Below are 25,363 nucleotides of genomic sequence, written 5' to 3'. Positions count from 1 at the left end.
TCACATGGCCGGCGAAACAGTCATCACCGTGGTGGGTAACCTCACGGCCGACCCCGAGCTGCGTTACACGCAGAACGGACTGCCGGTGGCGAACTTCACCATCGCCTCGACGCCGCGGACGTTCGATCGCCAGGCGAACGAGTGGAAGGACGGCGAAGCGCTGTTCCTCCGCGCGTCCGTATGGCGCGACTTCGCCGAGCACGTGGCGGGATCGATGACGAAGGGCATGCGTGTTGTCGCGCAGGGTCGTCTTCGTCAGCGCTCCTACCAGGACCGTGAGGGCAACAACCGCACGTCCATCGAGCTCGAGATCGACGAGATCGGCCCGTCGCTGCGTTACGCGACCGCGCAGGTCACGCGCGCCGCTTCCGGCGGTGGCGGCGGACAGCGTCCCGCGCAGCAGCAGCAGGTGTCGGAGGAGCCGTGGTCGACCCCCGGTTCTTCGACGAGCGCAGATGCCTGGAGCACTCCGGGCAGCTTCGGCGACGACACCCCCTTCTAAACAACTTCTGGATGCTCCGGATGCATCGTTCATCGACGCATCCGGTATCCGCTCATCAATAAGGAATAACCATGGCTGGAAAGTCGAGCGGCGACCGCCGCAAGCCGCGGAAGGGTGGCAAGCCCACCGCTCCCGCGAAGTCGATCCGGGTCGGCGTCATTGACTACAAGGACGTCGCCACGCTTCGCAAGTTCATCTCGGAGCGCGGGAAGATCCGCGCCCGTCGTATCACCGGAGTCTCGGTGCAGGAGCAGCGTCTGATCGCCAAGGCGATCAAGAACGCACGCGAGATGGCTCTCCTGCCCTACGCCGGCGCTGGCCGCTAAGGGGTACCGACAATGGCAAAGCTGATTCTCACGAACGAGGTCGCCGGGCTCGGAAGCGCTGGTGACGTGGTCGAGGTCAGGAGCGGGTACGCCCGCAACTACCTCATCCCCCAGGGCTACGCCACGGCGTGGACCCGTGGTGGCGCCAAGCAGGTCGAGTCGATCCAGGCCGCCCGCAAGGCGCGCGCCATCCACGACCGCGAAGAGGCCGTGGCGCTCAAGGACGCGATCGAGGGCCAGAAGGTCCGCCTGACGGTCAAGGCCGGCACCGGCGGACGCCTGTTCGGCTCGGTCAAGACCGACCACGTCGCCGAGGCCGTCGAGGCTTCGGGGCTGGGCTCCATCGACAAGCGCAAGGTGACCATCACCTCGCCGATCAAGTCGACCGGTGACCACGAGGCGACCGTGCGTCTGCACGAAGACGTCATCGCCGTCATCACCCTTCAGGTGGTCGCCGCGAAGTAACGCGCGACGCCTCAGAACGCCCTCTGTCCTTCGGGACAGAGGGCGTTCTTGTCGTCATCGAGGGGATGCCGGCACCGCAGCGCGCGGCGAACGCGGTGTACGCGCCCGGAAAAATCAAGACTTGACTTTCCCCAGGTTGTACACATGGCCCGTACGAGCGACCAACCTTCAACGACGTATTTAAGTCGATTCCCATCCACAGGCTGGGGACTATAGAAAGACCCGGTCACAGGCAATAAAAACACCATAGATCGAATTGAACCACAGGGTTATCCACATCGGTTCTGCACAGACACTCCGAAGTTGTTCGCATTCTCTCCACAGAGTTATCCACAGGCGCTGTTGCAGGGGGATCACCCCGCTTCTAGCGTTGACGAGCGACCAGATGTCGGTGGTGCGTGATTGGCTCGTCGTCATCACAGAGCACGCCGCAGTCGCAGAGCACGGGGGACAAAAGCGCTCTGCTCGCCGCACCACTTGAGCGCACCGGAGGGGGCACAGTGTCGATAGCCGACATCTCGGACGAACGTCTCGGAGGACAGCGCAGGCCGGAGCGGACGCCGCCGCACGACTTCCTCGCCGAGCAGAGCGCGCTCGGTGGCATGCTGCTGTCGAAGGATGCTGTCGCTGACGTCATCGAGACGCTCAAGGGCGCCGATTTCTACATCCCCAAGCACGAGCTCATCTTCGAGGCGATCCTCTCGCTGTACTCGCACGGAGAGCCGACCGACGTCGTCGCCGTCACCGATGAGCTCATCAAGACCGGTGAGCTCGGCCGGGCGGGCGGTGCGGACTACCTGCACACGCTCACCTCGATCGTGCCGACAGCCGCGAACGCCGGCTACTACGCGAGCATCGTCTCGGAGCGCGCGATCCTGCGCCGCCTGGTGGATGCCGGTACCCGCATCGTGCAGCTCGGCTACGACGGCCAGGGCGACGCGACCGACATCGTCAACAACGCCCAGGCCGAGATCTACTCGGTCACCGGTACCGAGACGGCAGAAGACTACGTTCCGCTGACCGTCGCCGTGGATGCTGCGGTGGAAGAGATCGAGGCCGCCAGCGGTCGCGACGGCTCGATGACCGGTGTGCCCACCGGGTTCAAAGAGCTCGACGAGCTGACCAACGGTCTGCACGGCGGTCAGATGATCGTCGTGGCGGCGAGGCCCGCTATGGGCAAATCAACGCTGGCTCTGGATTTTGCGCGGTCGGCAGCGATCGGCCACGATCAGCCGTCGATCTTCTTCTCGCTCGAGATGGGCAAGAGCGAGATCGCGATGCGCCTGCTCAGCGCCGAAGGGGCGATCCCGCTGCAGCACATGCGCAAGGGAACGCTCGACCCGCGCGACTGGACGACGGTCGCGTCGACCCGCGGCCGCATCAATGATGCGCCGCTGTACATCGACGACAGTCCGAACATGACGCTCGTCGAGATCCGTGCCAAGTGCCGACGGCTGAAGCAGCGCGCGGGCTTGAAGATGGTCGTGATCGACTACCTGCAGCTGATGACGAGCGGCAAGCGCGTCGAGTCGCGTCAGCAGGAGGTCTCGGAGTTCTCGCGTGCGCTGAAGCTGCTGGCGAAGGAGCTGCAGGTTCCCGTCATCGCGCTGTCGCAGCTGAACCGTGGGTCAGAGGCGCGACAGGACAAGAAGCCGCAGATCAGCGACCTTCGCGAGTCAGGATCGATCGAGCAGGATGCCGACATGGTTATCCTGCTGCACCGCGACTCGGTCTACGACAAGGACGTGCGCCCCGGCGAGGCTGACCTGATCGTCGCCAAGCACCGCAACGGCCCGACCGCGACGATCAACGTCGCATTCCAGGGGCACTACTCGCGGTTCGCGGACATGGCACCGGGCGGGGACTTCAACTGATGTAGGTTCCAACTCAACTTGGCCTCTACGTAATCTTGAAACGGTGGAGGCTGAATCGATGTCAGCACGACCGGGTAGGCACTGAGTAGTTCGACTGGGTCTGAGGATTGCTCATCGGAAGAACACCTAGGGTGCTGTGGAGAGGACTTCGGCCAGCACACGCTGCTGAGTTCTCCCGGCGTCTGGGCTGGACTGGTCCGACATGGTTGCAAGTGCTTTCCAGAGGGCCCATCCTTGGGCGCGTTGCCACGTTGCATCATCGAGGGCGACCGACTCGCGAAACGCCGCACGCGCCTCGCCATCAAAGTAGGTCCACGCGATGACGAGATCACATGCGGGGTCGCCGATCCCACATGTGCCGAAATCGATGACTGCCGAGAGTCTTCCTTCCTCTGTAAGGAGGTTGCCGGTGGAAACGTCTCCGTGAAACCAGACGGGCTCGGACTCCCACGCAGACGTCGTCGCGGCTAGCCAGATCTCGCGGCACCGCTCCGCATCGACGTCGTCTCCCAGACGTTCGAGGGCGATCTGCACTTGATCGCCATACACGCTCGGGTGACAGCCGCGGTAGAAGGAATGTCGTCCCGCTGAGACCCCCGCACCGGTCGGGAGGGATCTCAGTGCGCGCAACACGGATCCCAGATCGACGGCCAAGGAGACCCGGTCGATCAGCGAACTCTCATCGATCGTGTTACCGGGCAACCATCGACGTACGGACCAAGGAAGCGGGTAGTGCTGGCTTGGCGTTCCGGCTGCCATGACAGCGGGGACAAGCACCGGAAGCTTCCCATCGAGGAACTCGAGCGCGCGCTTCTCTTTCTCGACAGCCGCGGCATAGGCCTCGCCACTGGGCAACCGCACGGACAGGTCATCTCCCAGGCGAAACGTCCGGTTGTCCCACCCCTGTTGCGGAACCGCGCGAATGCGCAGTGTGCTCCAGTGTCGAAACTGCTCCGATAGGAGTTCGGCCACCAGGGGCTCGTCGATATCGATCATCTTTCCTCTACCGCTTCATCGCGAGCGGAACCCGCACCCGAAAACACTGTCAATGGCGGTGGAATCCGGGCTAGCCAACTTGGATGCCACCTAACTGTGCAGCAGTAACTGTGGTTGCGGCGTGTGTCGTCATGATCGTAACTGTTGCGTCCCGCTTCGTTGCTGGGCGCGCTGATGATCGCTCTGCCGTGGCGTAAGCCCAAGTCGGCATCCGCCAGTCGCGCCACCGAGCAGGCCGCTACGGTTGCAGGCCCGCGATGGCGGGTTTGAAGCCGAGGCGGCGATTCTCACAACAGCCTGGACGACAGACGTCGAACCACGGTCCGATGGTCGTGGTGTTCGCGCGCTGCGGCGTTGGACGTCCCGAAACGCGTTCCTGCACGAGGTCCACGAGCGCGGCAATGAAGGCGGGATGCGTGCCGGGGGTCGGGGTTCGAGTGAACCAAAGACCAAGACGCGCCGCCGTTTCACGCGCTTCGGTATCGAGATCCCACATGACCTCCATGTGGTCGCTGACGAAACCCAGTGGCACGATCAGCACGGCGGTGCGGCCATCGAGGGTATCCAGCGCATCGTTGACGTCGGGCTCGAGCCAGGGCTGAGACGGCGGGCCGGAACGCGACTGGTAGACGAGCTGCCATGAGATCCCCGGTGCAGCTTCGGTCATGACCTGCTCTGCGACGGCGAGATGCTGCGCGGCATAGCCGCCCCCTTCGACGTCGGCGAACAGGCCTGCGCCGGATCGTGCGGCATCCTCGGTTGGGATGCTGTGCGTGGAGAACAGCACTTCGATGGCGGACGAGGCGTGGCCGGCCTGTTTCGCTGCGGCGACGCCGTCGCGCACTCCGTCGATGAACGGCTGGATGAAGCCAGGATGCGAGAAGAACTGGCGGATCTTGTCTATCCGTAGCGTCTGCTGCAATCCGGCCGCTTCGAGGGCATCTGCCCAGTCTTCTCGGTACTGACGGCACGACGAATACGAGGAGTACGCACTCGTCGGGATGGCGATCATCGTCCGGACGCCATCCTGCGCGGCCTGTTCGAGCGCCTCATCGAGATACGGCGCCCAGTTGCGATTTCCCCAGTACACAGGTAGGTCGAGCCCCGCCTGTGCGAGCGCGGCCAGCAGAGCACTTTTGAGGGTGCGGTTCTGCTCGTTGATGGGGCTGATACCGCCGAATGCACGGTAATGATGCGCGACTTCTTCAAGCCGTTCGTCTGGGATTCCCCGCCCGCGCGTGACATTCCTGAGGAATGGCAGAACGTCATCTTGGCCCTCGGGTCCGCCGAACCCCGAAAGCAGCACGGCGTCGTAACTCATCGGCTGCGTGGTGTGCTCTGGGCCCTGCCGTGTCGCCTCGGTCGCCGCGGGGACGAGCGAGCCGTCCTCCAGATGCACCCCAGACGCCGCGGGCGGCTTCGTATCGCGTCGGGGTGCCCGATCGGTTGCGCTGCTCATGCTGATGAATCCTCCAAATCACTCTCAGCTCTCTGCTCCGCAGGCTCGTCTGAGTGCGGAGTGATCTTCTCCCAGTCGGCGATCGGTCCGTCGACGACGATGAAGCTCGGGTGTGGGTCTGGGAGTGCGATGGATCGCCAGCGTCCCCATATGGTCGGGCTGCGCTGCTGCAGCTTGGTGAGGAGATGCCGCCACTCGTAGAGGAGTTGACCGTCGTTGACGGTCATGTCTTCGCCGGTCCCGATCTGCCGAACCTTCGCTCTCGCGAAGTGATACCCGCGCGCATCCGCCTCGTCGACAATCGCGCCGAGATAATCACCGATCGCGGCTTGGGGGTCGTCCGTCTGCTGGAACCGTCGCAACTGGGGATGGCGGGAGTATCCCCTGCCGGGCTCAGCGATGACCGCTTGGGCGAGCAGTCCCTCGCGCCAGCATGCCGTGAGCGCCTGGCGGTCGAAGTAGCGAGGATGCATCGACCACAGCCTCATCGCGCCTTCTCCATCGAGCGCTCGGCTTCGCGAAGGATGCTGGCGGCCATGCCGGGGAAGATGATGCCGTGGAACGGCAGCAGCACCGCCCAGTACAACCGGCCAGACAGCCCCTTGGGGAAATAGACCGCGCGCTGGCGGTAGCGGCTTCCCGTCTCCGTCGGTTCGACGCTCAACTCGAGCCAGGCGCGGCCCGGCAGCCGCATCTCCGCCCGCAGTCGCAGCATGCGCCCGCGTTCGATGGATTCCACGCGCCACACATCGATGACGTCGCCGCTGTTCACTCTGGACGGATGCCGTCTCCCGCGACTCATGCCGACCCCGCCGACCAGTCGATCGATCCAGCCGCGCGCGGCCCATGCCAGCGGGAAGGAATGCCATCCTTTCGAACCGCCGATCGCTTCGATCACGTCCCATACGGCGTCTGATGACGCATTGCTCTCCCGCTCCCGCAGGTCCGTGAAGACGGTGTGGCCGGCCCAGTCCGGGTCACTGGGAAGCGGATCGCTCGGAGCGCCTGGCACTGTCGCACTCTGCCAACTCGTCTCGACCTGTCCTTCGGCCTCACGCGTGAGCGCCAGACGCACGGCCGTGCGATACCGCAGTAGGCCCTCCTTCGGAGGCGGGATGTATCCGTCGATGTCATGCTCCAGAACGACGCAGTCGTTCTGGAGAGACGCGATGATCGGCATTGCAAGCTGGCGTGGAACAGGGCTGACGAGACTCACCCATTGCGAGGCGAGCCAGGGGGTGAGTACGGGCAGTGCTGCGATGCGTCTTTGCGGAAGCCCGGCCTCGACCGCGTAACCGTTCATCATCTGTCCGTAGCGCAGGATGTCCGGACCGCCGATGTCGAAAGTGCGGTTGAGTTCTTCCTCTACCGTCACGGCGCGCACCAGATAGCGCAGTACATTGCGAATGGCGATGGGCTGCACGTGGTTGCGCACCCAGCGCGGCGCGGGCATGTACGGCAGCACTTCGGTGAGATGGCGGATCATCTCGAACGATGCCGAGCCGGATCCGATCACGATGCCCGCTTGGAACACGATCGCCGGCACAGGACAGTCCAGGAAGATCCGCCCGACGGCGGCACGCGAAGCGAGATGGTCTGACAGCCCGTCGCCCTCGGGATGCAGTCCACCGAGGTAGACGATCCGGCTCACTCCCGCCGCCTCCGCCGATCGGGCGAAGGTGCGTGCGGCCTCCTCCTCGGAGCGCATGAAGTCACGACCTGCGCTCATCGAATGCACCAGATAGAACGCGACATCCACCTCGTTCATCGCACGGCGGGAAGCGACAGCATCCGCCAGATCACCCTTGAAGATGCGCACGCGGTCTCGCCACGGCACATCCCTGAGCTTCCAGGGGGAGCGGACGAACACGCTCACCTCGTGCCCGGCCTCGAGCAGCTGGGGCACGAGACGGCCGCCGATGTATCCGGTGGCACCGGTGACGAGCACGTGTGTCATGAGAACAGCCCTTCTGTGACGCAGAGGATCAGCAGCAACGTGATGGCGAATCCCACCCCGTAGTTGATGGCGAGAAACCGCCGCCACGCGCGGTTGGCGGCCGCCGAGCGGGCATCGTCGACGTTCAGATACGGCGCGACGATGATGATGTAAGGCAGGGCGGCGATCGCTGCGAGGTTCGCAGGCCATGGGGTGAAGAGCATGAGGATGCCAGCCACGGCCCAGAGTGCGACCGCGATCCTGACCGTCGCCGCAGCGCCGAAGGCCGTGGCGATCGAGCCGATGCCCGCCTCTCGGTCGGGCACGACGTCCTGCACGGCCCCGAAGGCGTGACTGGCCATGCCCCAGCAGAAGAAGGCCACCATGGTCAACACGATCGCGGGGGTGATGGTCGTCCCTGCGAGCGCGAGTGCGTAGAGCGCCGGCGTGACGAAATGCGTGCTCGAGGTGATCGAGTCGAGCACCGGGATCTCTTTGAAACGGAGTCCGCGCACGGAGTACGCCAGCACCGCGAACAGGCTCACCGCGAGGACGGCCCAGGACATCGGTCGCTGCCCACCGACGATGACGAGAGCGACCACGAACGGTGCAGCCAGCACCGCCGCCGATACCAGCGTCGCTCGGTGCAGCCGGGGCGGGAGCTTCGCGCCCTCGGCACCGCCCTTACGAGGGTTGGCGAGGTCGGACTCGTAATCGAACACATCGTTCACGCCATACATCGCCAGGTTGTAGGGCACGAGGAAGAAGATGGTGCCGATCACCAATGCGAGGTCGACCTCCCCCGTCGTCAGCAGGTAGACCGCGGCGAACGGGTACGCGGTGTTGATCCAGCTCAGCGGTCGCGATGCGACGAAAAGGGTGCGGATCAGCGACGTGCTCTCAACCATTGCCGTGACCTGCCGTCTCGCGGGGTTTGTTCAGCAGCTGCCAGACTCCAGAGAGCAGCAGCGCGCCGGCGAGGGGATACAGGAAGTCCTCCACCGGCATGAGTCCGAGCCGGAGCCCAGCGATCTGGTCGGTGCCGTAGTCGAAGAATCCGGCCGACATCATCACGTTGTCGAACACCGCCGTGAGCACGAGCAGGGCGGCCGTCGCCGCCGCCCAGGTGGAGAAGTAGCGTCGCACGGTGCCGCGACGACGCGCGTGGACGGCGCCGATAGCGAAAACGATGAGGCCGACGCCGAGGAAGGGCAGCGACATGAGCAGATATGTCATCGACTGTCCTTCCTTTCCCGCCAGCGCTGCAAGCCGCTCAGCAGGATGAGCGTCAGGTAGGTGAGAAAGATCAGGAAGAGCAACTCTTCGATGGGGAACTCCGGTGCGAGCAGGATGCCGGTGGCCCACCGTGAGTCGAGGTGCCGGAACACTCCGAGGCCGATGCCCACGGCATCCCACGCGGCGAAGAACACGACGCCGACGATGAGGGCGACCGTGCTCGCCACTGGCCGGCGCCGAAAGACCAACGCGAAGCGCATGTCCAGCAGCACCAGACATGCCGTGCTGACGAGCAGGCATGCCGCATAGACGCCACTCATCTCTCCTCCAGTGGGCCCGGCGAGTGGTCTTCTCGCACGTGTTTCAGCACCAGTTCTGCGCTGATGAGGCACATGGGCAGGCCAACGCCCGGCACTGAGGTCGCGCCGGCGTAGAAGAGACCATCGACGCGGCGCGAGCTGGTTACGCCACGGAAGAAGGCGCTCTGTCGCAGGGTATGCGCAGGGCCGAGCGCGCTGCCGCGGAAGGTGTTGAACTGCGCGGCGAAGTCCGCCGGCCCCACGGTGCGTCGCACGACGATACGGGAGGCAAGATCGGGAATATCCGCCCAGGCAGCGATCTGCTCGATCGCGCTGTCCGCGATGGTGTTCACGAGCTCGTCGCCCGACCTGTCGAGCCCGCCATTTCCGATGTTCGTATCGGGTGGGAGCGGAACGAGCACGAACAGGTTCTCATGGCCGGCCGGAGCGACGTCGTCATCGGTCGCGCTCGGCTTGCAGACGTAGAGCGATGGCGCCTCCGGAGTGCGCGTCGGAGATCCGAAGATCGCGTCGAAGTTCTCATGCCAGTCGTCGGAGAAGAACAGGGTGTGGTGCAGCAGTTGCGGAAGCTCACCCTGCACGCCGAGCATGATGAGCACCGCGCTCGGCCCGGAGACCTGGTTGTCCCACCGCTTCGGCGCATAGGAGCGGTCGGCCTTCTCGAGCAGCTCTGTCTCGGTGTGGTGCTCGTCGATCGCCGAAACCACGATGTCGGCATCGAGCACGACCGTCTTGCCGCCGCGGGCGTACTGGACAGAGCGCACCGCACCGTCCTCGCTCGAGATGGCGGTGACATCGCTGTCGGTGAGAAGTTCGACGTCCTTCTCTCGTGCGATGTCAACGAGCGAGCTCACGAATGTCCGGAAGCCGCCAATGGGATACTTCACGCCATCCACCAGATCCATGTGGCTCATCAGATGGTAGAGCGCCGGCGCCTCGAACGGCGATGTGCCGAGGAAGACCGCGGGGTAGCCGAGGATTTGGCGCAGCCGATTGTCGGCGAAGCGGCGGGTGACGAACGTCCAGAGCGACCGCGTCAGCAAGGGGAGAACCGCAGGGACGGACGCGAGAACCCGCAAGGACGCGAAGTCGCGCCACGACGAGAAGGGGTTGTAGAGGAATGAGCGCACCGCCGCGCGATATGTTTTGGTCGAGGATCGGAGATAGGCGCGGGCCTGGTCGCCGGCCCCGCTCTCACGCTCCTCGAAGGCTTCAGCAACGGCATCCGCGCCGGCATGCACATCGATTGGAGTTTCGGGGGCCTTTCCCGCTGGCTCGCCGTAGACCCGGTAGCCGGGCTGCAACGGCACCAGATCGAGCTGTTCGGCGGTCGTCGTGCCCATCATCCGGTAGAAGTGGTCGAAGACCTCGGGCATCAGATACCAGGAGGGTCCGGTGTCGAATGTGAAGCCGTCTCTTTCCCACGCTCCGGCTCTGCCGCCGAGCTCGCTGTTCTTCTCGAGGACGGTCACGCGGTGTCCGTCGCGAGCGAGCAGACAGGCGGTGGCGAGTCCAGTCACACCTCCACCGATCACGATGACACGCGATGATGCGATCACCGGGTCACCTTCATCCCAAGGGCACGGACGAGGATGCGTGCCTTGACGGGGTTCGGAACTCGAACGCGGGTGTGCGTCAGGACGAAGACCGGTGTCGACTCGATCCGATCCGTCAACTCGCCGAACATCGCTCGCGCGGCCCATACAGATGCCCGGCATCCCGGAGCAAGAAGAGGAATCGACTCGTCTGCGGTCCGCAGGTGTTCCCGGATGGATGCGACGATGTCGGCCTTGGAGCGCTCGGTCAATGTCTTGTCGGTACCAGGAAAATATGCGCGGCCGAGACCATCATGATCGTCAGCAAAGTCACGAAGGAAGTTCACCTTCTGGAACGCCGCACCGAGGTGACGGGCGCCATCATTCAATCGCTCGCGCTCGCCATCCTCGCGGATCAATCCGGATTCGAAGACGGCCAAGCACATGAGGCCGACGACTTCGGCAGAGCCGTAGATGTAGTCGTTCAGTTCTGCGGCGTTGAAAGATGTCGCTTCAAGGTCTCGTCTCATCGACGCGAAGAACGGGTGGCACAGTTCCATGCCAATGTCATGTTCGCGCGCCGTCAACGCGAATGCGTGCACGATGAGGTTCGTGCTGAAACCGAGGCGGAGGGCCCGTTCTGTCTCTGCTTCGAGTTCGTCGAGCAGCACTCCTCGCATTGCCCTGTCGACTCCCGCGATCTCAGCTGGTCCATCGACCAGCTCGTCGGCGATGCGCACGAGTGCGTAGATGCGGGCGATGTGGTCTCGCATGGGAACGTCGAGCAGGCGGCTGGCCCATCCGAATGAAGTCGAGTACCGACGGATGACGACCGACGCGCTTGCTTTCGCGGTCGTGTTGTACAGGTCAAGCCCCGTGATGTTCATGAGATACGCGAGTTGCAGGCGGTGGTCGAAGTGGTCAACAGCTCTCGCAGTGCTGTTGGCAGAGAGGCTTCCTGGACTAGTTCGTAGACCTTCTCGCAGCGCTCGGTGATGAGTGATTCCACGAACACGAGTGCTCCCGATTCTTCGATGACACCTCGAAGGCGATGACCGTCCGCAACGCTGAGCGCATCGTCTCCGAAGAGGGACTCGACCTCACGCCAGGCGGGGTCAGAGCGGGCGTAGGCGATCAGGAGGGTCTCCTTCCCTTCCCGCAGATCACTGAGAGCGGATTTCCCGGTGTCGCGCTCGTCGCCGAACAATCCGAGAACATCATCGCGTAGCTGGTAGATGACGCCGATCTGGCGAGCGATGATCGTCAGTTCTTCTATGAGACTCGTCGTGGCGCCGGCAAGAACCGCGGCGAGCACGAGAGGTGCTTGGAAGGAATAGGCGGCCGTCTTCTGGTCGACCATCGCCAGCACATCCTGCGGGTTCGTCGGCTCGAGATGCATGCTGAGCCAGACGTCGTAGTGCTCTCCAGCCGCGCTCTCGAAGACCGTCGCATCGAAGATGTCGAGAACCGACTGCCGTTGTCCGTTCGGAATGTCGAGGCGGGCAAGAAGGGAATGAGCGAGGGTGAGCATCAAGTCGCCCGCGAGAATCGATGATGCCTCGCCCCACGCATTCGCGTCGCGTCTGCTCGTGCCGCGCAGCATCGCCTCGGATGCGAATCGCCCGGAGATGTTCATCTCGCCGCGGCGCATGAGATCTTTGTCGATCACGTCGTCGTGGATCACAAGCGCGATGTGGAGGAGTTCCATCGCGCATGCGGCATCGACAGCCGCGCGCTCATCGATGCCGCCGAGGGCCTGGTACGCGTCCACCAGCAGCCGCGGGCGAATCTTCTTTCCGCCTCGCGCCATCCGCTCCAAAGACTCCCACAGCTGCGTGTACGGAGCGGGGAAAGAACGTGAACGTTCCCGCTGTTGCGCGAGTACTTCCAGCAGCCTTGTCTCGAACGTGAGAGCGACGTCATCGAGTCGACCCGTCGAGTCAGACGTCATCGGCCGACTCTGAGGTGAGGTCTGCGAAGGACGAGAGAAGCTCAGGCAGATGGGCGGTCAGCCATGGGCTGAACGCCCAGGGCGCGGATTTCGTCGCCGCTGCCAATGCTGGCACGCTCGTCCACTGGATCTCGGCGACCTCATCCGGATTGGGAGCCAGTGTCGATGTGGCTCGTGCGATGAAGACCGGGCAATGCTCGTTCTCTTCGATACCTGACGCGTCACGCGCGACATATCCGAAATCGGGAAGCGCGCAGACGATGCTGTCGACCGTGAGCCCGAGTTCGAAAGCGGCCCTGCGGTGCACCGCATCCTCGAAGGTCTCGCCCGGACCCGGGTGACCGCAGAACGCGTTCGTCCAGACGCCGGGCCAGGTCCTCTTCCCGAGCGCACGCCTGGTTACCAGAAGCCGGCCTTCGGTATCGATGACGTGGCAGGAGAACGCAAGGTGGCGAGGTGTGGAGACGCCGTGCACGCTCTCTTTGCTCTGTACGCCCACTGGCGAACCCTCGCTGTCGACGAGAACGACCATCTCCACCGTATGCCCTCACTTTTGTTAGCTTGGCGAGAGTTCAACGTAGCATACGAAAGAGTATGCTGTCATCGTGACCGAATCAGAACGAAGCGCCCCGTCGGGAGCTGACGTGAGCTATTTCGCGACTGATTCGGATCTCATCGATCGCGCTGATCTGTCCGATGCGGACCTGGATCAATGCGTTCGAGTGATGGAAGCGCTGCGTGAGTGGCAGCAGGCAGCGAGAGCGCTATCCGAAGCATCCAAGCGCTATATGAAGCTCAACGAGAGTGATATGCGTGCGATTCGCATGCTCATCCGTGCCCAGCAGCAGCAACAACTCGTGACGCCGAAGGATATCGCCCGAGCGGTCGGGATCTCCAGCGCATCGACAACGAAGCTGGTGGATCGGCTCGTTGCCGGCGGACACCTCGTCCGCGTGGCGCATCCGAGCGACCGCAGAACAACCTGTATCGAAGTCACCGAGCACACGAGGCGTTCGGCGCACGAGACCATCGGCCGCCAGCACGCCCGACGGTTCACCGCTGCGGCAGCCATGATGCCGAAAGATCGCGACGCAGTGATCCGCTTTCTCGGCGCCCTGGTCGAGGCTGACACGCCCCAGGGCGATCTCGATGAGTTCGCGAACACGGCGGAGTAGCAAGCAGATGGCTCCACTTCCTTCGCCACTCGATCTCCGCGGACGCACGATCCTGGTCACCGGCGCGAATGCCGGCATCGGATACTGGTGCTCCGAGCAGCTTGCAGCCCGCGGAGCACGCGTGCTGCTGGGATGTCGCTCGCCGAAGCGCGCTCAGACCGCTGTCGATGCGATCCGAGCTCGGGTGCCAGAGGCAGACCTGCGCATTCTTCCGCTCGACCTTGGTTCGCTCGTCAGCGTGGCGCACGCTGCTGCGAGCGTTGACGAGCAGCTCGACGCAGTCATCTGCAACGCCGGCGTAAAGGCGTCGTCCCGTGACGCTCGGACCAGCGACGGGTTCGACCTGATGATGGGTACGAATCTTCTCGGGCACTTCGCCCTCGTCGCTCAGCTCGTGCCGCACCTCGCAGCGGATGCCAGGGTGGTGTCCGTCGGCTCGCTCGCGCACCGGTTCGCCCATCTCGACCCGCCTGCGCTCACAGCTCCGTGGCGCGGCTCCTCGCTTCGCCAGTACGGCAGATCGAAGGCTGCTCTCATGGCATTCGCCTTCGAACTCGATCGTCGATGGGCCGCGTCCTCGCGGTTCTCCGTCTGCGCGCATCCGGGGTATGCGGTCGATCCGCTCACCCCGTCCCGCGACGGTGTCGTCGAGGTCTCGGATGCCGTCCGCGCCCTCGCCGCCGTCACGCGGTTCCTCGTGCAGGGCAAGGATGGGGGCGCCGCGCCGATCGTGCATGCGGCGACCGATGTGGACGTCCAGAGCGGTGACTATTGGGGACCGAGTGGGCTCGCGGAGTTCCGGGGCGCACCGCGCCGAGTGTTCTCGTCCGATGAGGTGCGATCCATCCGCGTCGGTGAGGCGATCTGGTCCGCTGCTGAAGCGATCACCGGCGTACGGTTCTGACGTCTCGATGCCCGATCCAGCGCTGCCCGCTCAGCGAGAGAGCATCCGTCACAGTTCCCGGACGCGATACAGCCGCGCCGCCACGAGGACGGCGCAGATGATCCCGATGACTCCGATCAATGCGCCGAATCCGGCGATCGCCACAACGGGGACTGCTTCGAAGGCCTCGCCAACAGGAACGTGTGCGCCTGTCGCCTGCAGAAGCCAGGCGATTCCCGCGACCGCGAACGCCGGGGCGTACGCCATAAAACGACCGCGCGTGTAACCGATGCGGAAGAGCACTGGCAACTGCAGTGCCATCGACAGTCCGACGAACGCCAGTGAGGCGGCGTGGGCGATGAGCAGCAGTCCGGGCTCGATCTGCCCACCGCGCACCACTGCGGTGATGGCGGTGACGATGGTCGCCAGTGTTGCCGCCACGAGATAGTAAGCGATGATCGACAGCGTTCGTCCGATCACGACAGTGCTGCGAGAGACAGGCAGTATTCCGTAGAGGGTGTCCAGCCGCCCCCGCTCATCGCCGAGGAACGGTGCCGACACCATCAATGACGTGACGAGCGCCGAGGCCATGATGGCCATCCCCGGGACGGGGAGGAGCACCCCGACGATGACGATGAATAGCAGAGTGAGGAGAGTCTGCGTGCGCGGGAACCAGGAGGACAGGTCCAGGCGGGTGAATGCTGCGATCATGCGGCGACTTCCCGCTGCTTGGCGCCCAGGTGGATGACGATGTCATCGATGCTTGCCGAATCGATGACCACCTCCTGGCCGAATGCCGCAGAGTCGGACAGTCGGATCAGCGCCGACCATTGGTCACCGGAGTGTTCCAGTCCGATGAGGGGAGCGGTGGGGGCGGTTCCGGAGCCTCGAGCCATCGCGAACTCCTCCGCGGCGTCGGGGAGTGCACCCTGGTAGGCGATACGGCCGTCGACGAGCACGACGAGTTCGTCGGCGAGACTGTCCAGATCCGTCGTGATGTGGGTCGAGAACAACACGGTGTGATTCGGGTCGAGCATGAACTCGCGGATCAGGTCGCCGATGTTCCGGCGGCTGGCTGGATCGAGGCCGCTGGACGGCTCATCGAGGATGAGCAACTCGGGAGACTGCGCAAGCGCCACAGCCAGGGAGAGCTTCACACCTTGTCCCCGCGACAGGTCGCCTACGCGCTGATCCGGCGGCACGGAGAGCAGACCGAGCAACTCGCTGAACCGATCGATGTTCCACCCCGGGTAGAACGGTGCGAGTCGTCGCCCGAGCGAATTCACACGCCACTCCGGGGCGGCGGTCGGTTGATCGAGCACGATACCGGTGCGCACGAGCGCCTGCGGCGCACCCGCAGAATGACCGAAGATCTCGACATCGCCCGAGTCGGGGGTCAGCAAGCCGAGCAGGGCTCGAATGGTCGTGGTCTTCCCAGCCCCATTTGGACCGACGAGGCCCACGACGGTGCCGCGAGAGAGCGTGAGTGAGACCCCGTCGACCTCGAAGGCCTGTCGTCGGACGTGCAGGTCGGTGATCTTCGCTACGTAGTCAGTCATCTTTGCTCCAGATCTCATCGATGTGGTTGTGGATGTCGGTCAGACTCATTCGGGCGTGTCGAGCGGCGGTCATCACTTCGCGAAGCGCGTCATCAACCCGCGCGCGTAGTGCCGCGGATGCGACGTCTGGCTCGACGTCCACGACCACGAAGCCACGGCCATGCTCGCTGTGCACGAGCCCCTCCGCCGCGAGGTCGTTGTATGCGCGGGTAACAGTGATGACACTTACTCGAAGATCTGCGGCGAGCTGTCGCAGGGAGGGCAGAGTCTGCCCTGGCTGCACCGCACCGGACAAGATCGATGACCGAACCTGTCTCTTGATCTGCTCGTAGATCGGCGTAGCCGAGGTCGTCGATACCACCACTTGCATCGCACTCCCAACTGTTCATGTGATTAAGAACAGTAGACCAATTTTTACGGAGATGCGAACAGTGCGAGCTCGAGTCCGCCAGTGGAGCAGGTCATCGCGGACACACAACCCGATGCACCTCAGACGTCAGCGAGGTGCATCCGCTCGCCCTGCTTGCCGTAGATCGCGATGATCTCGGCGGGAATGTCGTCGAGGGCGTTGCCGATCCAGTGCGGAATCTTCGTATCGAACTCTGCCGCCTCGCCGGCTGACAGCTCTGTCGCCTGTTCGGAGAGCACCAGTCGCACCTTTCCCGACAGCACGTACAGCCATTCCCGTCCGGGGTGCGAATAAAACTTCGCCGGCGGCAGCGCGGCGACAGCCGGATAGATCACCTTGAAGGCCTGCAGCTCACCTCGGTTGATTCCCAGCGGCACGAACGTCAGACCATCTCTGCGAACGGGGCGGAGGTGTACTCGCGGATCGCCGTGTGCGGGAGCGGCGACGAGCTCATCCAGGGGAATTCCGTACACGCGGGCAAGTGGCAGCAACTGCTCCAGCGTCGGATGGATCTGCGATCGCTCCAGACGCGACATCGTGCTGGCCGTGAGGCCGGTCTGCGCGGTCAGGTCAGACAGCGTGAGACCGAGTGCTTGCCGGTAGGCCCGCAGCCGAGGTCCGACCCGCTCGAGCACCGCTTCATCCGCCGCTGCCATCTTCGCTTCTCGATGTTTTGCATATCTGGAACACGGCTCGCATATTCCCAACGCGCCTCGCGATGATCAAATCATGAATCACACTTCACCATCCCCAGATCACAGATGAACCACCACCACACGGATTCCGCCTTCACCCCACGTGAGGACTTCGACGCCCGCATCGAGCAGTATCGGCGGCTCATCCTGACCAGTCTCGACGGTCTTTCCGACCGGCAGGCCCGCGCAACGCCCGCGCCCGGCAGGCCCTCCCTCCTCGGTGTCGTGCGCCACACCGCCTACGTCGAGGGAGTGTGGTTCGGCGAAGCCATCACCGGAAGGCCTCGTGCCGAACTCGGGCTGCCGGTCGCGACCGCGAATTCGTGGAAGACCCGCAAAGCCGACAGCATCCTCTCCGTCACCGAGCATTGCCGACAGATCCACGAGCACTCACGAGAGAACCTCGCGGGTCTCGACCTCGCCGATGTCGTCACAGGCCGCAGCCCGCGCAGCATCCTGAGCCTGTACACGCACGTGCTCAGCGAACTCGCGTGGAATACCGGGCAACTCGACATCCTGAGGTCGCTCGCCGTGACAAGCCCCGCTTAGACCTCAGTGCCAAAGGCCTTGCCAAGTTTGGCAATGACTTGCTCATTACGTCGATAGTGCGAGAACTGGCCGATGCGCGTGCAGATCACAAGGTCTGCGCGTTGCAGCGTCGCCATGAACTGAGACGCGGTCGACTGCGACACGTTGGCACGTGCCTGAATGTGCTTGAGGCACACCCCGACCGTTTCCGCCGGTTGGTCCTGCGGTGGGAATGAATCGCCGTCCTTGAGCCAGCCCAGGATGGCCAGGCGAGTCGGGTGGCCGAGCGCCTTGAAGGCCTGCACCAACTGATCTTCGCCGAACTCCGTCATCTGCCCATCGTAGCGCGACATCGTTATATCGGAATGTTTCGATGTGTGATAGATCTTAGATCGATAAATCGCATTTTTACGATGAAAGGATAAGTAGTGGCTACGAGAACTGCGTTGGTCGTCGGAGCACGAGGCGTGATCGGCGGAAACTTGATCGAGCACCTCGACAGAAGCGGAGATTGGAAAATCATCGGACTTTCGCGGCGCGGAGGCGTCACGACGGGCTCGGTTCGCCATATTGCCGTCGATCTGCTGAACAAGGAAGACACTGTATCGAAGCTCGCCGAGCTGACGGAAGTCACGCATGTCTTCTACGCCGCGTATCAGGACAGGCCAAGTTGGACGGAACTCGTAGCACCCAACCTGGCGATGCTCACGAATGTCGTGGATGCGATCGAACCCGTGGCAACGAACCTCGAGCACATCAGCCTGATGCAGGGTTACAAGGTCTATGGCGCCCACCTGGGACCGTTTGCGACTCCCGCCCGTGAGGATGATCCGCCCCACATGCCGCCGGAGTTCAACGTCGACCAACAGCAGTTCCTTGAACACCGCCAGGCGGATGCATCGTGGACGTGGTCCGCGTTGCGCCCCTCGGTGGTGGCTGGCATCGGATTGGGAAATCCGATGAATCTCGCCATGGTTATCGCGGTCTACGCGTCGATGAGCAAAGAGCTCGGCATCCCATTGCGGTTTCCGGGAAAACCAGGCGCGTACACAAGCCTGATTGAGATGACGGATTCCGCCTTGCTCGCGGAAGCGACCGTTTGGGCGGCGACGAGCCCGGCCGGTAGAAACCAGGCTTTCAACATCACGAACGGCGACATGTTCCGCTGGTCATCGATGTGGCCGAAGATTGCGGCCTTCTTCGATCTCGAGGTCGCGCCGCCGCTGTCGATGAATCTGAGTGACGTGATGGCCGACAAGGCCGAACTGTGGGATGCGATGGTCACCAAACACGGGTTGTTGAAAACCTCTTATGCAGAAGTGTCGTCGTGGCAATTCGGCGACTTCGTCTTTGCATGGGACTACGACGTCATCGCCGACACCTCGAAGTCGAGACGCGCCGGGTTCCACACCTATGTCGACAGCGAAGCGATGTTCCTGCAGATCTTTCAGAGCCTCAGGGATCAGCAGCTCGTTCCCTAGGGATTCACGCGGCGCCCGGTGCTCGCTCCAGCGCGGGCGAGTGCGCATCCGATCAGCCGCACGAGCTAGCGCTTCGCGGCAGCGAGCTCCTCGCGAACGATGGCCGCTCCCGCGCTCAGGGCGCTCAGCTTCCCGCGCGCAACACCCCGAGACAACGGCGCCATGCCGCAGTTCGTGCTCGGGGCGAGCAAGTCAGCATCGACGAACTCGAGCGCTTTCCGGAGCGTGTTGGCGACCTCCTCCGGGGTCTCGATCGTCGTGCTCGCCACATCGATGGCACCGAGCATGACCTTCTTGCCGCGGATGAGTTCGATGAGCTCCATCGGAACGTGAGAGTGGTGGCTCTCCAGCGAGATCGTGTCGATGCTGGACTGCTGCAAAAGCGGGAACGATGTCTCGTAGTGCCGCCACTCTGACCCGAGGGTCGCTTTCCAATCGTTGTTCGCCTTGATCCCGTATCCGTAGCAGATGTGCACGACGGTTTCCGCGCGCAGACCTTCTGCCGCTCGCTCCAGTGCCGCCACCCCCCACTCCTGCACGTCGTCGAAGAAGACGTTGAACGCGGGCTCGTCGAACTGGATGATGTCGACGCCGGCGGCCTCGAGCTCCTTCGCCTCCTGATTGAGGATCGTCGCGAACTCCCATGCCAGCTTCTCGCGGCTCTTGTAGTGGCGGTCGTAGAGCGTATCGATCATCGTCATCGGGCCCGGGAGCGCCCACTTGATCGGCTGATCGGTCTGCTGACGGAGGAACTTCGCATCGTCAACGAACACGGGTTCGGCGAGGCTCACCGCGCCGACGACGGTAGGCACGCTCGCGTCGTATCGATCACGGATCCGCACCGTCTCGCGCTGCTCGAAATCCACCCCGGCGAGATGCTCGATGAACGTCGTGACGAAATGCTGGCGGGTCTGCTCCCCGTCGCTCACGATGTCGATGCCGCCGTGGCGCTGCTCCTGAACGGCCAGACGCAGCGCATCCTGCTTGCCCTCGACCAGCGCGTCGCCGTCCAGTTTCCACGGCGACCAGAGGGTCTCCGACTGCGCGAGCCAGGACGGCTTCGGCAGGCTGCCGACGATCGATGTGGGCAGTGACGTGTGGATGATCGATGCTTCTCCGGCGCTCATCGGACGGAAACGGGGTAGTTGGAGGCCCACTGCTGGAGCACTCTTCCGTGCGGCTTCACGAAGTGGTCTTCGGTGTACTTGCCCTGCGTGACCGCGAGCTGACTGCGCTCGTCGCGATCGTAGGCGATCTCGGTCCGCGAGTAGTCGTTCTGATCCAGCGTTGGTCGATAGATGCTCGCGGCGGCGGAATTCGCGTTGTAGATCTCCGGTCGATAGATCTTCTGGAAGGTCTCCATCGTGCTGATCGTGCCGATGAGCTGCAGGTTGGAGTAGTCGGTGAGCAGATCACCGCGGAAGTAGAACGCCAGCGGCGCCTTGCCGCCGGGCGGCATGAAGTACCGGACGCGCAGCCCCATCTTCCCGAAATAGTCGTCGGTCAGCGAGAAGTCATCCTGCTCGTACTCGACGCCCAGGACCGGGTGGTGATTCTCGATGCGGCGATACGTCTTGCTCGTCGAAACGCTGATGCAGATCACGGGCGGCACCCCGAAGCGCTCCTGATACAGCGGGGAATCGAGGAAGTGCTGGAACAGCTTGCCGTGCAGAACGCCGAAGTCGTCGGGAACGGTGAACGCGGTCGCCTTGTCGTTGAGCGCCGGAAGCCGCACGCTGAAGTCGTAGTCGCGGACGTACGACGAGAAGTTGTTGCCGACGATTCCGTGGTGGCGGGTGCCGGTCTGCTGATCGACGATCTGGATATCCAGGACCTCGAGCAGGGGGAAGCCCTCACCGTCTTCTGCGATGAAACGCAGGTCAACGGAGACGATCTCGAGTTCGACGGTGTAGCGATCCCGATTCGGGTTGTCCCAGTGCGCGAGGTCGTTGAATCGGCGGTCGATCATCGTCAGAGCGTTGCGCAGGTTCTGCTGGCGGTGCTCGCCGCGGGCCAGATTGGCGAAGTTCGTGGTGGCCCGAGAACTGTCCGACGGCGAGTAGTCCTCGTCGAACCGGGTGGTGGTGATGCTGAACGTGAATTCGTTCGTCATGAGTGGCCTATCGGGGGCTGATCGGCCGGGCTCGGCCGTGCGGAAGTCGATGCATCCCATCGTGCAGACACAGCAGGGATATCGAAGAACTCACCTCAGCTATGCCTTCCCATAGGATTTGCGTATGGCTCGAGGATCGAACGGCATCACGCTGCAGCGGCTCCACTACTTCATCGAGGTCGCCGCGGAGGGATCGATCAGCGCCGCGGCGGATATGCTCTACGTCGCACAGCCGACCATGTCCGCCGCGATGAAAGACCTCGAGGCTCGCGTGGGCCGTGCTCTTCTCGTTCGTTCCGCCCGCGGGGTGACACTCACCGCCGACGGTGCGGAGTTCCTCGGGTACGCCAGGCAGGTCGTCGAGCAGGTAGAGCTCCTCGAGCAGCGCTACCTCGACCGGCCGCCGTCCCGGCGCCTTCTCGCGGTCTCGACGCAGCACTATTCGTTCGCGGTCGACGCGTTCGTACGGATGGTGCGTGGCAGCGGCGCAGCGGAATACGAGTTCTCTTTGCGGGAGTCCCGCACCTGGGACATCATCGAGGACGTCCGCACGCTCCGCAGCGAGCTCGGCATCCTCTATCGCAACGATTTCAACCGGAAGGTCATCGACAAACTGCTCCGCGACTCCGGCCTCGGGTTTCACCCGCTCTTCTACGCCGAGCCGCACGTCTTCATCTCCCGCAAGAACCCCCTCGCCTCGCGGACGAGCGTCACCCTCGCCGATCTCGCCGACGTTCCGCGGCTCACCTTCGACCAGGGGGCGAACAATTCGTTCTACTTCGCTGAGGAGATCCTCTCCACGTTGTCGACCAAGCAAGAGATCCGCGTCTCCGACCGCGCGACCATCTTCAGCCTCATGATCGGCCTCGACGGCTACACGATCTCGACGGGAATCCTCAGTGATGACCTCGACCCCGAGATCGTCGCCGTTCCGCTCAACGTCGAGGAACGCATCGAGATCGGCTGGATCGGCCACTCTGCGATCCCGCTCACCGAGCAGGCACAGCTCTACCTCGCCGAACTGCGGACGGTGGTCGCCGGCTTCGGGGTGACGCTGCTCGGGTAGTCGAGACGGCGGGCGGGGCGTCACGATCCGTCACATACGACGCGGGGATCTCCGCCGCAGACTACATTGGCCGAATGTCCATGACCGACCCGAGCCCGACCTTCGCGGGCGACACCAGTACTCGATTCGCCGGGTCGTCGATCGACGCCGACGGTTTCAAGGCGCTTTTCCGCGGGCACCCCGGTGCCGTCTCGGTGATCACCGCGGAAGGGCCGGACGGTCCGGTCGCGCTGACGGCGACATCCGTGGCGTCGGTCAGCGTCGACCCGCCCCTGCTGATCTTCTCCGTCTCGGAGTTGTCTTCGGCGGCGCCGTCGATCCTGGCGGCGGAATCGGTGGTCGTGCACCTGCTCGACGGAGATGACCTCGAGGTCGCCAAGCTCGCTTCCACCAGCGGCGTCGATAGGTTCGCCGATCACGACAGCTGGACGCGTCTGGCCACCGGAGAGCCGTTGTATCACGGGGTTCGGGCGTGGACGCGTGCCGCGATCATCAATCGGTTCGAGGCCGGCGGATCGACCCTGGTCGTCGCCCAGGCCCTGCAGGGCGCCATCACCCGCGAACCCGACCACGGAGCCGGGCCGCTGGTCTACCACAATCGCACCTGGCACCGCCTGACCGAAGCATCCGTCATCTCCTAGCTGCTGATCACCCGCACGATCACTTCCGCCACGTCGTCGATGAACGCCGCCGTCTCCGTCCGTTCCTCCATGGGCGTCTGGACGCGCTGCACGGCGACTGAACAGACGGAAGTCGCTTGACCGCGTCTCAGGGTCGGGCGGATGCCGCCGATTCGAGGGCCGTGATGCCTCGATCCGCCAGCGCCTGCGGATCCGACGCAGTGCGCGAGGTCACGACTGTCACCGGGCTGCCCTGCTCGCGAAGCGCGTGCCACAACTCGAACTCGGCTCCACCGGGCGCGAGACCGACTCGTGACGTGGGCAGATCGCGCTCGTCGACGTCGACCACTACGCCGACCGTACGCTGCTGGACTCTGCTGCTTGCGCTCGTCCGAGCATCGGCGACGAGTTCAGCGAACCGGGCGCCGAGCGGTTTCACCGCGTTGTCCACGTCGAGAAGACCGAGCGAGTACTCCAGATCCTTGTAGTCGCCGAGTGATCGCGACACATCGTGCGAGCACCACCAGGTGACGCCGTACAGTCCCGGTGAGGTCAGTGCGGACTCGACGGTGCGCGTCGCGAACTCCGGCATCTCTTCCTCGGCCAGGTTCATCGATGGCGCTCCGACCTCCTGCAGCCAGACCTGTCGATCCGGACCGGTCGCGAAGGCCTTGGAGAGCTCGATCATCCATTCCGCGTGACGCGTCGACTGCGGCGAGAGTCCACCGTACTGAGCGGCTGTGCCGTTGAAGATCCAGGAATGCACCGTCGTCATATCCCCGAGCCGGGATGCGTGCACGGGGAGGAAGGGGTGCTCGTCCCGATACCAGAGATGGCCGTTGGACCTCTGGTTGGCGTTGCGACGCGAGGATCGAACGCTCCCAATTCGGGTGACACCGAGAAGCGCCCTCTGGAAGATCGAGGCGTTGGGTGGGCTTCCGGATGGTGCATTGCTCCGCGAAGCCGGCGGTCGCGCCTGTGGACATGGTGGAGCCACGCGTCAAGTCGAATGCCCGAGTTGTCGCATGATTCCGGCAGCTGTGGCTCTCTGCAGACGGTGCGCCGGAGGCGATCAGGTCACAGTCGCGCGTATGCACGGCCCGGTCTGCGTGCGACACCGGAGGTGGCACGGAAACGGCCGAGATATTCCCCTGTCGGGGAGGCACAAGCACCTGCTCGCGCAACGCCTGCTGAATGGAACTCTCACTCTTCGAGGTGTGCCGTATCGGTCACCCGAAGTTGATGCGGCCGCGGAGTTGCTGCGACTGCGAAACCTCGAAGGTGGGTGCGCAGCTGACCTTCTGGATGACGAGATTCCTCAGTTTCCGCGGCGAATCGCGCTCACTGCGCGGCTCACTGACGCTCGTCTCGCGAACGTTCTGATGTCGCAGGGTCTCGGTGGGTACGCACTGGCAATACTGTTCGATCGCGTAGTCGCCGCGCACCCTTTAGGGCATCGCGCCGTGGACGGCATCTTCGACAGCCTGAGAATTCAGGGACGGGAACTCTGGATCGGCAGATCCGCGGTCGCTACGCAAGGCGGCTGCGTGCTTACGCCCGCTGCCAGGCGCATGCTTCCGAGGGTCAAGGCGATCAGGGCGCATGTGCTGAACCATCGTGTGGAACTGAGGTCGAGGTAGGCATGCGAACTCTTCCCTGTCGTGTGATTCCGCTGCCCGGGGAGACGCCCGCCGGTTTCCTAGCTAGGTTGGCCGTCGCCAACTCGCTCGATCTCAGCGCGCTCACCCACTATTTGGAGCGGACGGTTGGTGCCAACAGCTCGGGGTCGACCAACGCTCGATTCACATCTGCGACTGAGGCAATCGGTGAGCTGCCTCCCGGGTACTTCGCCAAGGAGCGCGCACGCTTCCGTCTGTATCGGCGCTGCCACCACGTTCGGTGGATGCTGCGACGCTGCGCCACATGCGAAGTTGTTGATCGCGCTCGCTCCGCGTGCTTGGTATGCAGCAACGGAGACCCGACTGAGGTGTTCAGTAGGGGAGGAGGGTTTTGCATTCGCCACCGTCGATGGCACTTCCTCGGTGAAGATGAACTCCTGTCCACCCCGTCGGCGTGCCATCGCGCCGAACAGTCGATTTCAGGAATCCTTTGGAGACGCGGGGTGACGATGCACACGGGCGAATACGACCTTGCCCTGCGCTTGATCATCGACAGCTGGCAAGAGCGACCTGACGCGCGCTGGCTCCGAGCCTCGTGCTCGTATGCGCCGGCAG

The 25,363-nt window shown here is 63.8% G+C and carries 29 protein-coding genes; 10 read left to right on the top strand and 19 right to left on the bottom strand.

Annotated elements, in window-relative coordinates; genetic code table 11:
• Positions 1 to 4: 4 nt before the first annotated feature.
• The 4 genes from ACTICP_RS05960 (at position 5) to dnaB (ending at position 3,167) form a co-directional block, all read left to right on the top strand.
• A complete protein-coding gene (locus ACTICP_RS05960; RefSeq protein WP_441890477.1) occupies positions 5 to 502 on the top strand; it encodes a single-stranded DNA-binding protein in 498 nt (165 codons plus the stop codon).
• Between the two features lie 71 nt (positions 503 to 573).
• Positions 574 to 828 carry a 30S ribosomal protein S18 gene (gene rpsR, locus ACTICP_RS05955; protein ID WP_071641238.1) on the top strand — a complete coding sequence of 85 codons (255 nt, stop codon included), beginning with the start codon at positions 574 to 576 and terminating at the stop codon, positions 826 to 828.
• A gap of 12 nt (positions 829 to 840) precedes the next feature.
• On the top strand, positions 841 to 1,293 hold the full coding sequence (gene rplI / locus ACTICP_RS05950; protein ID WP_441890475.1) for a 50S ribosomal protein L9: 453 nt from the start codon (positions 841 to 843) through the stop codon (positions 1,291 to 1,293).
• A 500-nt stretch (positions 1,294 to 1,793) separates the two neighbouring features.
• Entirely contained in the window at positions 1,794 to 3,167 is a 1,374-nt protein-coding gene (gene dnaB / locus ACTICP_RS05945; protein WP_441890473.1) for a replicative DNA helicase, read from the top strand.
• A gap of 126 nt (positions 3,168 to 3,293) precedes the next feature.
• On the opposite strand, the gene ACTICP_RS05940 is transcribed toward dnaB, so the two are convergent.
• The 11 genes from ACTICP_RS05940 to idi all read right to left on the bottom strand — a co-directional run bounded on the left by ACTICP_RS05940 (position 3,294) and on the right by idi (position 13,132).
• Positions 3,294 to 4,163: an aminoglycoside phosphotransferase family protein gene (locus ACTICP_RS05940; protein ID WP_441890471.1), complete on the bottom strand. Its 870-nt coding sequence runs from the start codon at positions 4,161 to 4,163 to the stop codon at positions 3,294 to 3,296.
• A 238-nt stretch (positions 4,164 to 4,401) separates the two neighbouring features.
• Positions 4,402 to 5,622 (bottom strand): ferrochelatase, encoded by a 1,221-nt coding sequence (locus tag ACTICP_RS05935; RefSeq protein ID WP_441890469.1) that lies wholly within the window; start codon positions 5,620 to 5,622, stop codon positions 4,402 to 4,404.
• The gene (locus ACTICP_RS05930; RefSeq protein ID WP_441890467.1) at positions 5,619 to 6,110 is read right to left on the bottom strand and encodes a pyrimidine dimer DNA glycosylase/endonuclease V; all 492 of its coding nucleotides are present in this window, start codon (positions 6,108 to 6,110) and stop codon (positions 5,619 to 5,621) included. Before ACTICP_RS05930 ends, ACTICP_RS05935 begins: the two co-directional genes overlap by 4 nt.
• A complete protein-coding gene (locus ACTICP_RS05925) occupies positions 6,107 to 7,579 on the bottom strand; it encodes an SDR family oxidoreductase (RefSeq protein ID WP_441890465.1) in 1,473 nt (490 codons plus the stop codon). The genes ACTICP_RS05930 and ACTICP_RS05925 overlap by 4 nt, the downstream gene beginning before the upstream one ends.
• Positions 7,576 to 8,466, bottom strand: a complete 891-nt coding sequence (locus ACTICP_RS05920; RefSeq protein ID WP_441890463.1) for a prenyltransferase — start codon at positions 8,464 to 8,466, stop codon at positions 7,576 to 7,578. The genes ACTICP_RS05925 and ACTICP_RS05920 overlap by 4 nt, the downstream gene beginning before the upstream one ends.
• Positions 8,459 to 8,794, bottom strand: a complete 336-nt coding sequence (locus tag ACTICP_RS05915) for a lycopene cyclase domain-containing protein (protein ID WP_441890461.1) — start codon at positions 8,792 to 8,794, stop codon at positions 8,459 to 8,461. The genes ACTICP_RS05920 and ACTICP_RS05915 overlap by 8 nt, the downstream gene beginning before the upstream one ends.
• Positions 8,791 to 9,114 (bottom strand): lycopene cyclase domain-containing protein, encoded by a 324-nt coding sequence (locus tag ACTICP_RS05910; protein ID WP_441890460.1) that lies wholly within the window; start codon positions 9,112 to 9,114, stop codon positions 8,791 to 8,793. The genes ACTICP_RS05915 and ACTICP_RS05910 overlap by 4 nt, the downstream gene beginning before the upstream one ends.
• Positions 9,111 to 10,673: a phytoene desaturase family protein gene (crtI, locus tag ACTICP_RS05905; RefSeq protein ID WP_441890458.1), complete on the bottom strand. Its 1,563-nt coding sequence runs from the start codon at positions 10,671 to 10,673 to the stop codon at positions 9,111 to 9,113. The genes ACTICP_RS05910 and crtI overlap by 4 nt, the downstream gene beginning before the upstream one ends.
• Positions 10,670 to 11,536, bottom strand: a complete 867-nt coding sequence (locus ACTICP_RS05900) for a phytoene/squalene synthase family protein (protein ID WP_441890456.1) — start codon at positions 11,534 to 11,536, stop codon at positions 10,670 to 10,672. The genes crtI and ACTICP_RS05900 overlap by 4 nt, the downstream gene beginning before the upstream one ends.
• Positions 11,533 to 12,600, bottom strand: coding sequence for a polyprenyl synthetase family protein (locus ACTICP_RS05895; protein ID WP_441890454.1), 1,068 nt, complete (start codon positions 12,598 to 12,600; stop codon positions 11,533 to 11,535). The genes ACTICP_RS05900 and ACTICP_RS05895 overlap by 4 nt, the downstream gene beginning before the upstream one ends.
• Positions 12,590 to 13,132, bottom strand: coding sequence for an isopentenyl-diphosphate Delta-isomerase (gene idi / locus ACTICP_RS05890; RefSeq protein WP_441890452.1), 543 nt, complete (start codon positions 13,130 to 13,132; stop codon positions 12,590 to 12,592). The genes ACTICP_RS05895 and idi overlap by 11 nt, the downstream gene beginning before the upstream one ends.
• A gap of 112 nt (positions 13,133 to 13,244) precedes the next feature.
• Between idi and ACTICP_RS05885 the strand changes: the two genes are divergently transcribed.
• Positions 13,245 to 13,775, top strand: coding sequence for a MarR family winged helix-turn-helix transcriptional regulator (locus ACTICP_RS05885; RefSeq protein ID WP_441890450.1), 531 nt, complete (start codon positions 13,245 to 13,247; stop codon positions 13,773 to 13,775).
• A gap of 7 nt (positions 13,776 to 13,782) precedes the next feature.
• A complete protein-coding gene (locus ACTICP_RS05880; protein WP_441890448.1) occupies positions 13,783 to 14,679 on the top strand; it encodes an SDR family NAD(P)-dependent oxidoreductase in 897 nt (298 codons plus the stop codon).
• Positions 14,680 to 14,727: 48 nt separating this feature from the next.
• On the opposite strand, the gene ACTICP_RS05875 is transcribed toward ACTICP_RS05880, so the two are convergent.
• The 4 genes from ACTICP_RS05875 to ACTICP_RS05860 form a co-directional block, all read right to left on the bottom strand.
• Positions 14,728 to 15,369 carry an ABC-2 transporter permease gene (locus tag ACTICP_RS05875; protein WP_441890446.1) on the bottom strand — a complete coding sequence of 214 codons (642 nt, stop codon included), beginning with the start codon at positions 15,367 to 15,369 and terminating at the stop codon, positions 14,728 to 14,730.
• On the bottom strand, positions 15,366 to 16,217 hold the full coding sequence (locus ACTICP_RS05870) for an ABC transporter ATP-binding protein (protein WP_441890444.1): 852 nt from the start codon (positions 16,215 to 16,217) through the stop codon (positions 15,366 to 15,368). Before ACTICP_RS05870 ends, ACTICP_RS05875 begins: the two co-directional genes overlap by 4 nt.
• Positions 16,210 to 16,587, bottom strand: coding sequence for a GntR family transcriptional regulator (locus ACTICP_RS05865; protein WP_441890442.1), 378 nt, complete (start codon positions 16,585 to 16,587; stop codon positions 16,210 to 16,212). Before ACTICP_RS05865 ends, ACTICP_RS05870 begins: the two co-directional genes overlap by 8 nt.
• A 119-nt stretch (positions 16,588 to 16,706) precedes the next feature.
• Positions 16,707 to 17,282 carry a helix-turn-helix domain-containing protein gene (locus ACTICP_RS05860; protein ID WP_441890440.1) on the bottom strand — a complete coding sequence of 192 codons (576 nt, stop codon included), beginning with the start codon at positions 17,280 to 17,282 and terminating at the stop codon, positions 16,707 to 16,709.
• A gap of 105 nt (positions 17,283 to 17,387) precedes the next feature.
• Between ACTICP_RS05860 and ACTICP_RS05855 the strand changes: the two genes are divergently transcribed.
• Positions 17,388 to 17,870 (top strand): mycothiol transferase, encoded by a 483-nt coding sequence (locus tag ACTICP_RS05855; protein ID WP_441890438.1) that lies wholly within the window; start codon positions 17,388 to 17,390, stop codon positions 17,868 to 17,870.
• Here ACTICP_RS05855 and ACTICP_RS05850 read toward each other — a convergent pair.
• Entirely contained in the window at positions 17,867 to 18,181 is a 315-nt protein-coding gene (locus tag ACTICP_RS05850; RefSeq protein ID WP_441890436.1) for an ArsR/SmtB family transcription factor, read from the bottom strand. The two genes, ACTICP_RS05855 and ACTICP_RS05850, sit on opposite strands and share 4 nt — an antisense overlap.
• 96 nt (positions 18,182 to 18,277) lie before the next feature.
• On the opposite strand from ACTICP_RS05850, the gene ACTICP_RS05845 reads away from it, so the two are divergent.
• A complete protein-coding gene (locus tag ACTICP_RS05845; protein WP_441890434.1) occupies positions 18,278 to 19,330 on the top strand; it encodes an SDR family oxidoreductase in 1,053 nt (350 codons plus the stop codon).
• A gap of 65 nt (positions 19,331 to 19,395) precedes the next feature.
• Here ACTICP_RS05845 and ACTICP_RS05840 read toward each other — a convergent pair whose 3' ends face one another.
• On the bottom strand, positions 19,396 to 20,433 hold the full coding sequence (locus ACTICP_RS05840) for a methionine synthase (protein WP_441890517.1): 1,038 nt from the start codon (positions 20,431 to 20,433) through the stop codon (positions 19,396 to 19,398).
• A gap of 20 nt (positions 20,434 to 20,453) precedes the next feature.
• Complete coding sequence (locus ACTICP_RS05835) at positions 20,454 to 21,443, bottom strand: putative oxygenase MesX (protein WP_441890432.1); 990 nt, start codon at positions 21,441 to 21,443, stop codon at positions 20,454 to 20,456.
• Between the two features lie 124 nt (positions 21,444 to 21,567).
• Here ACTICP_RS05835 and ACTICP_RS05830 point away from each other — a divergent pair, with 124 nt between their 5' ends.
• Both ACTICP_RS05830 and ACTICP_RS05825 read left to right on the top strand, forming a co-directional pair.
• Positions 21,568 to 22,509 carry a LysR family transcriptional regulator gene (locus ACTICP_RS05830; RefSeq protein ID WP_441890430.1) on the top strand — a complete coding sequence of 314 codons (942 nt, stop codon included), beginning with the start codon at positions 21,568 to 21,570 and terminating at the stop codon, positions 22,507 to 22,509.
• A gap of 80 nt (positions 22,510 to 22,589) precedes the next feature.
• Complete coding sequence (locus ACTICP_RS05825) at positions 22,590 to 23,150, top strand: flavin reductase family protein (protein WP_441890515.1); 561 nt, start codon at positions 22,590 to 22,592, stop codon at positions 23,148 to 23,150.
• A gap of 127 nt (positions 23,151 to 23,277) precedes the next feature.
• On the opposite strand, the gene ACTICP_RS05820 is transcribed toward ACTICP_RS05825, so the two are convergent.
• Positions 23,278 to 23,904: a hypothetical protein gene (locus tag ACTICP_RS05820; RefSeq protein ID WP_441890428.1), complete on the bottom strand. Its 627-nt coding sequence runs from the start codon at positions 23,902 to 23,904 to the stop codon at positions 23,278 to 23,280.
• Positions 23,905 to 25,363 lie beyond the last annotated feature (1,459 nt).

This window comes from Microbacterium sp., assembly GCF_052102115.1.
In the GTDB taxonomy this organism is placed as follows: domain Bacteria; phylum Actinomycetota; class Actinomycetes; order Actinomycetales; family Microbacteriaceae; genus Microbacterium.
The sequence above is the reverse complement of the archived record's forward strand: the minus strand, read 5'-3'. Positions and strand labels throughout refer to the sequence as shown.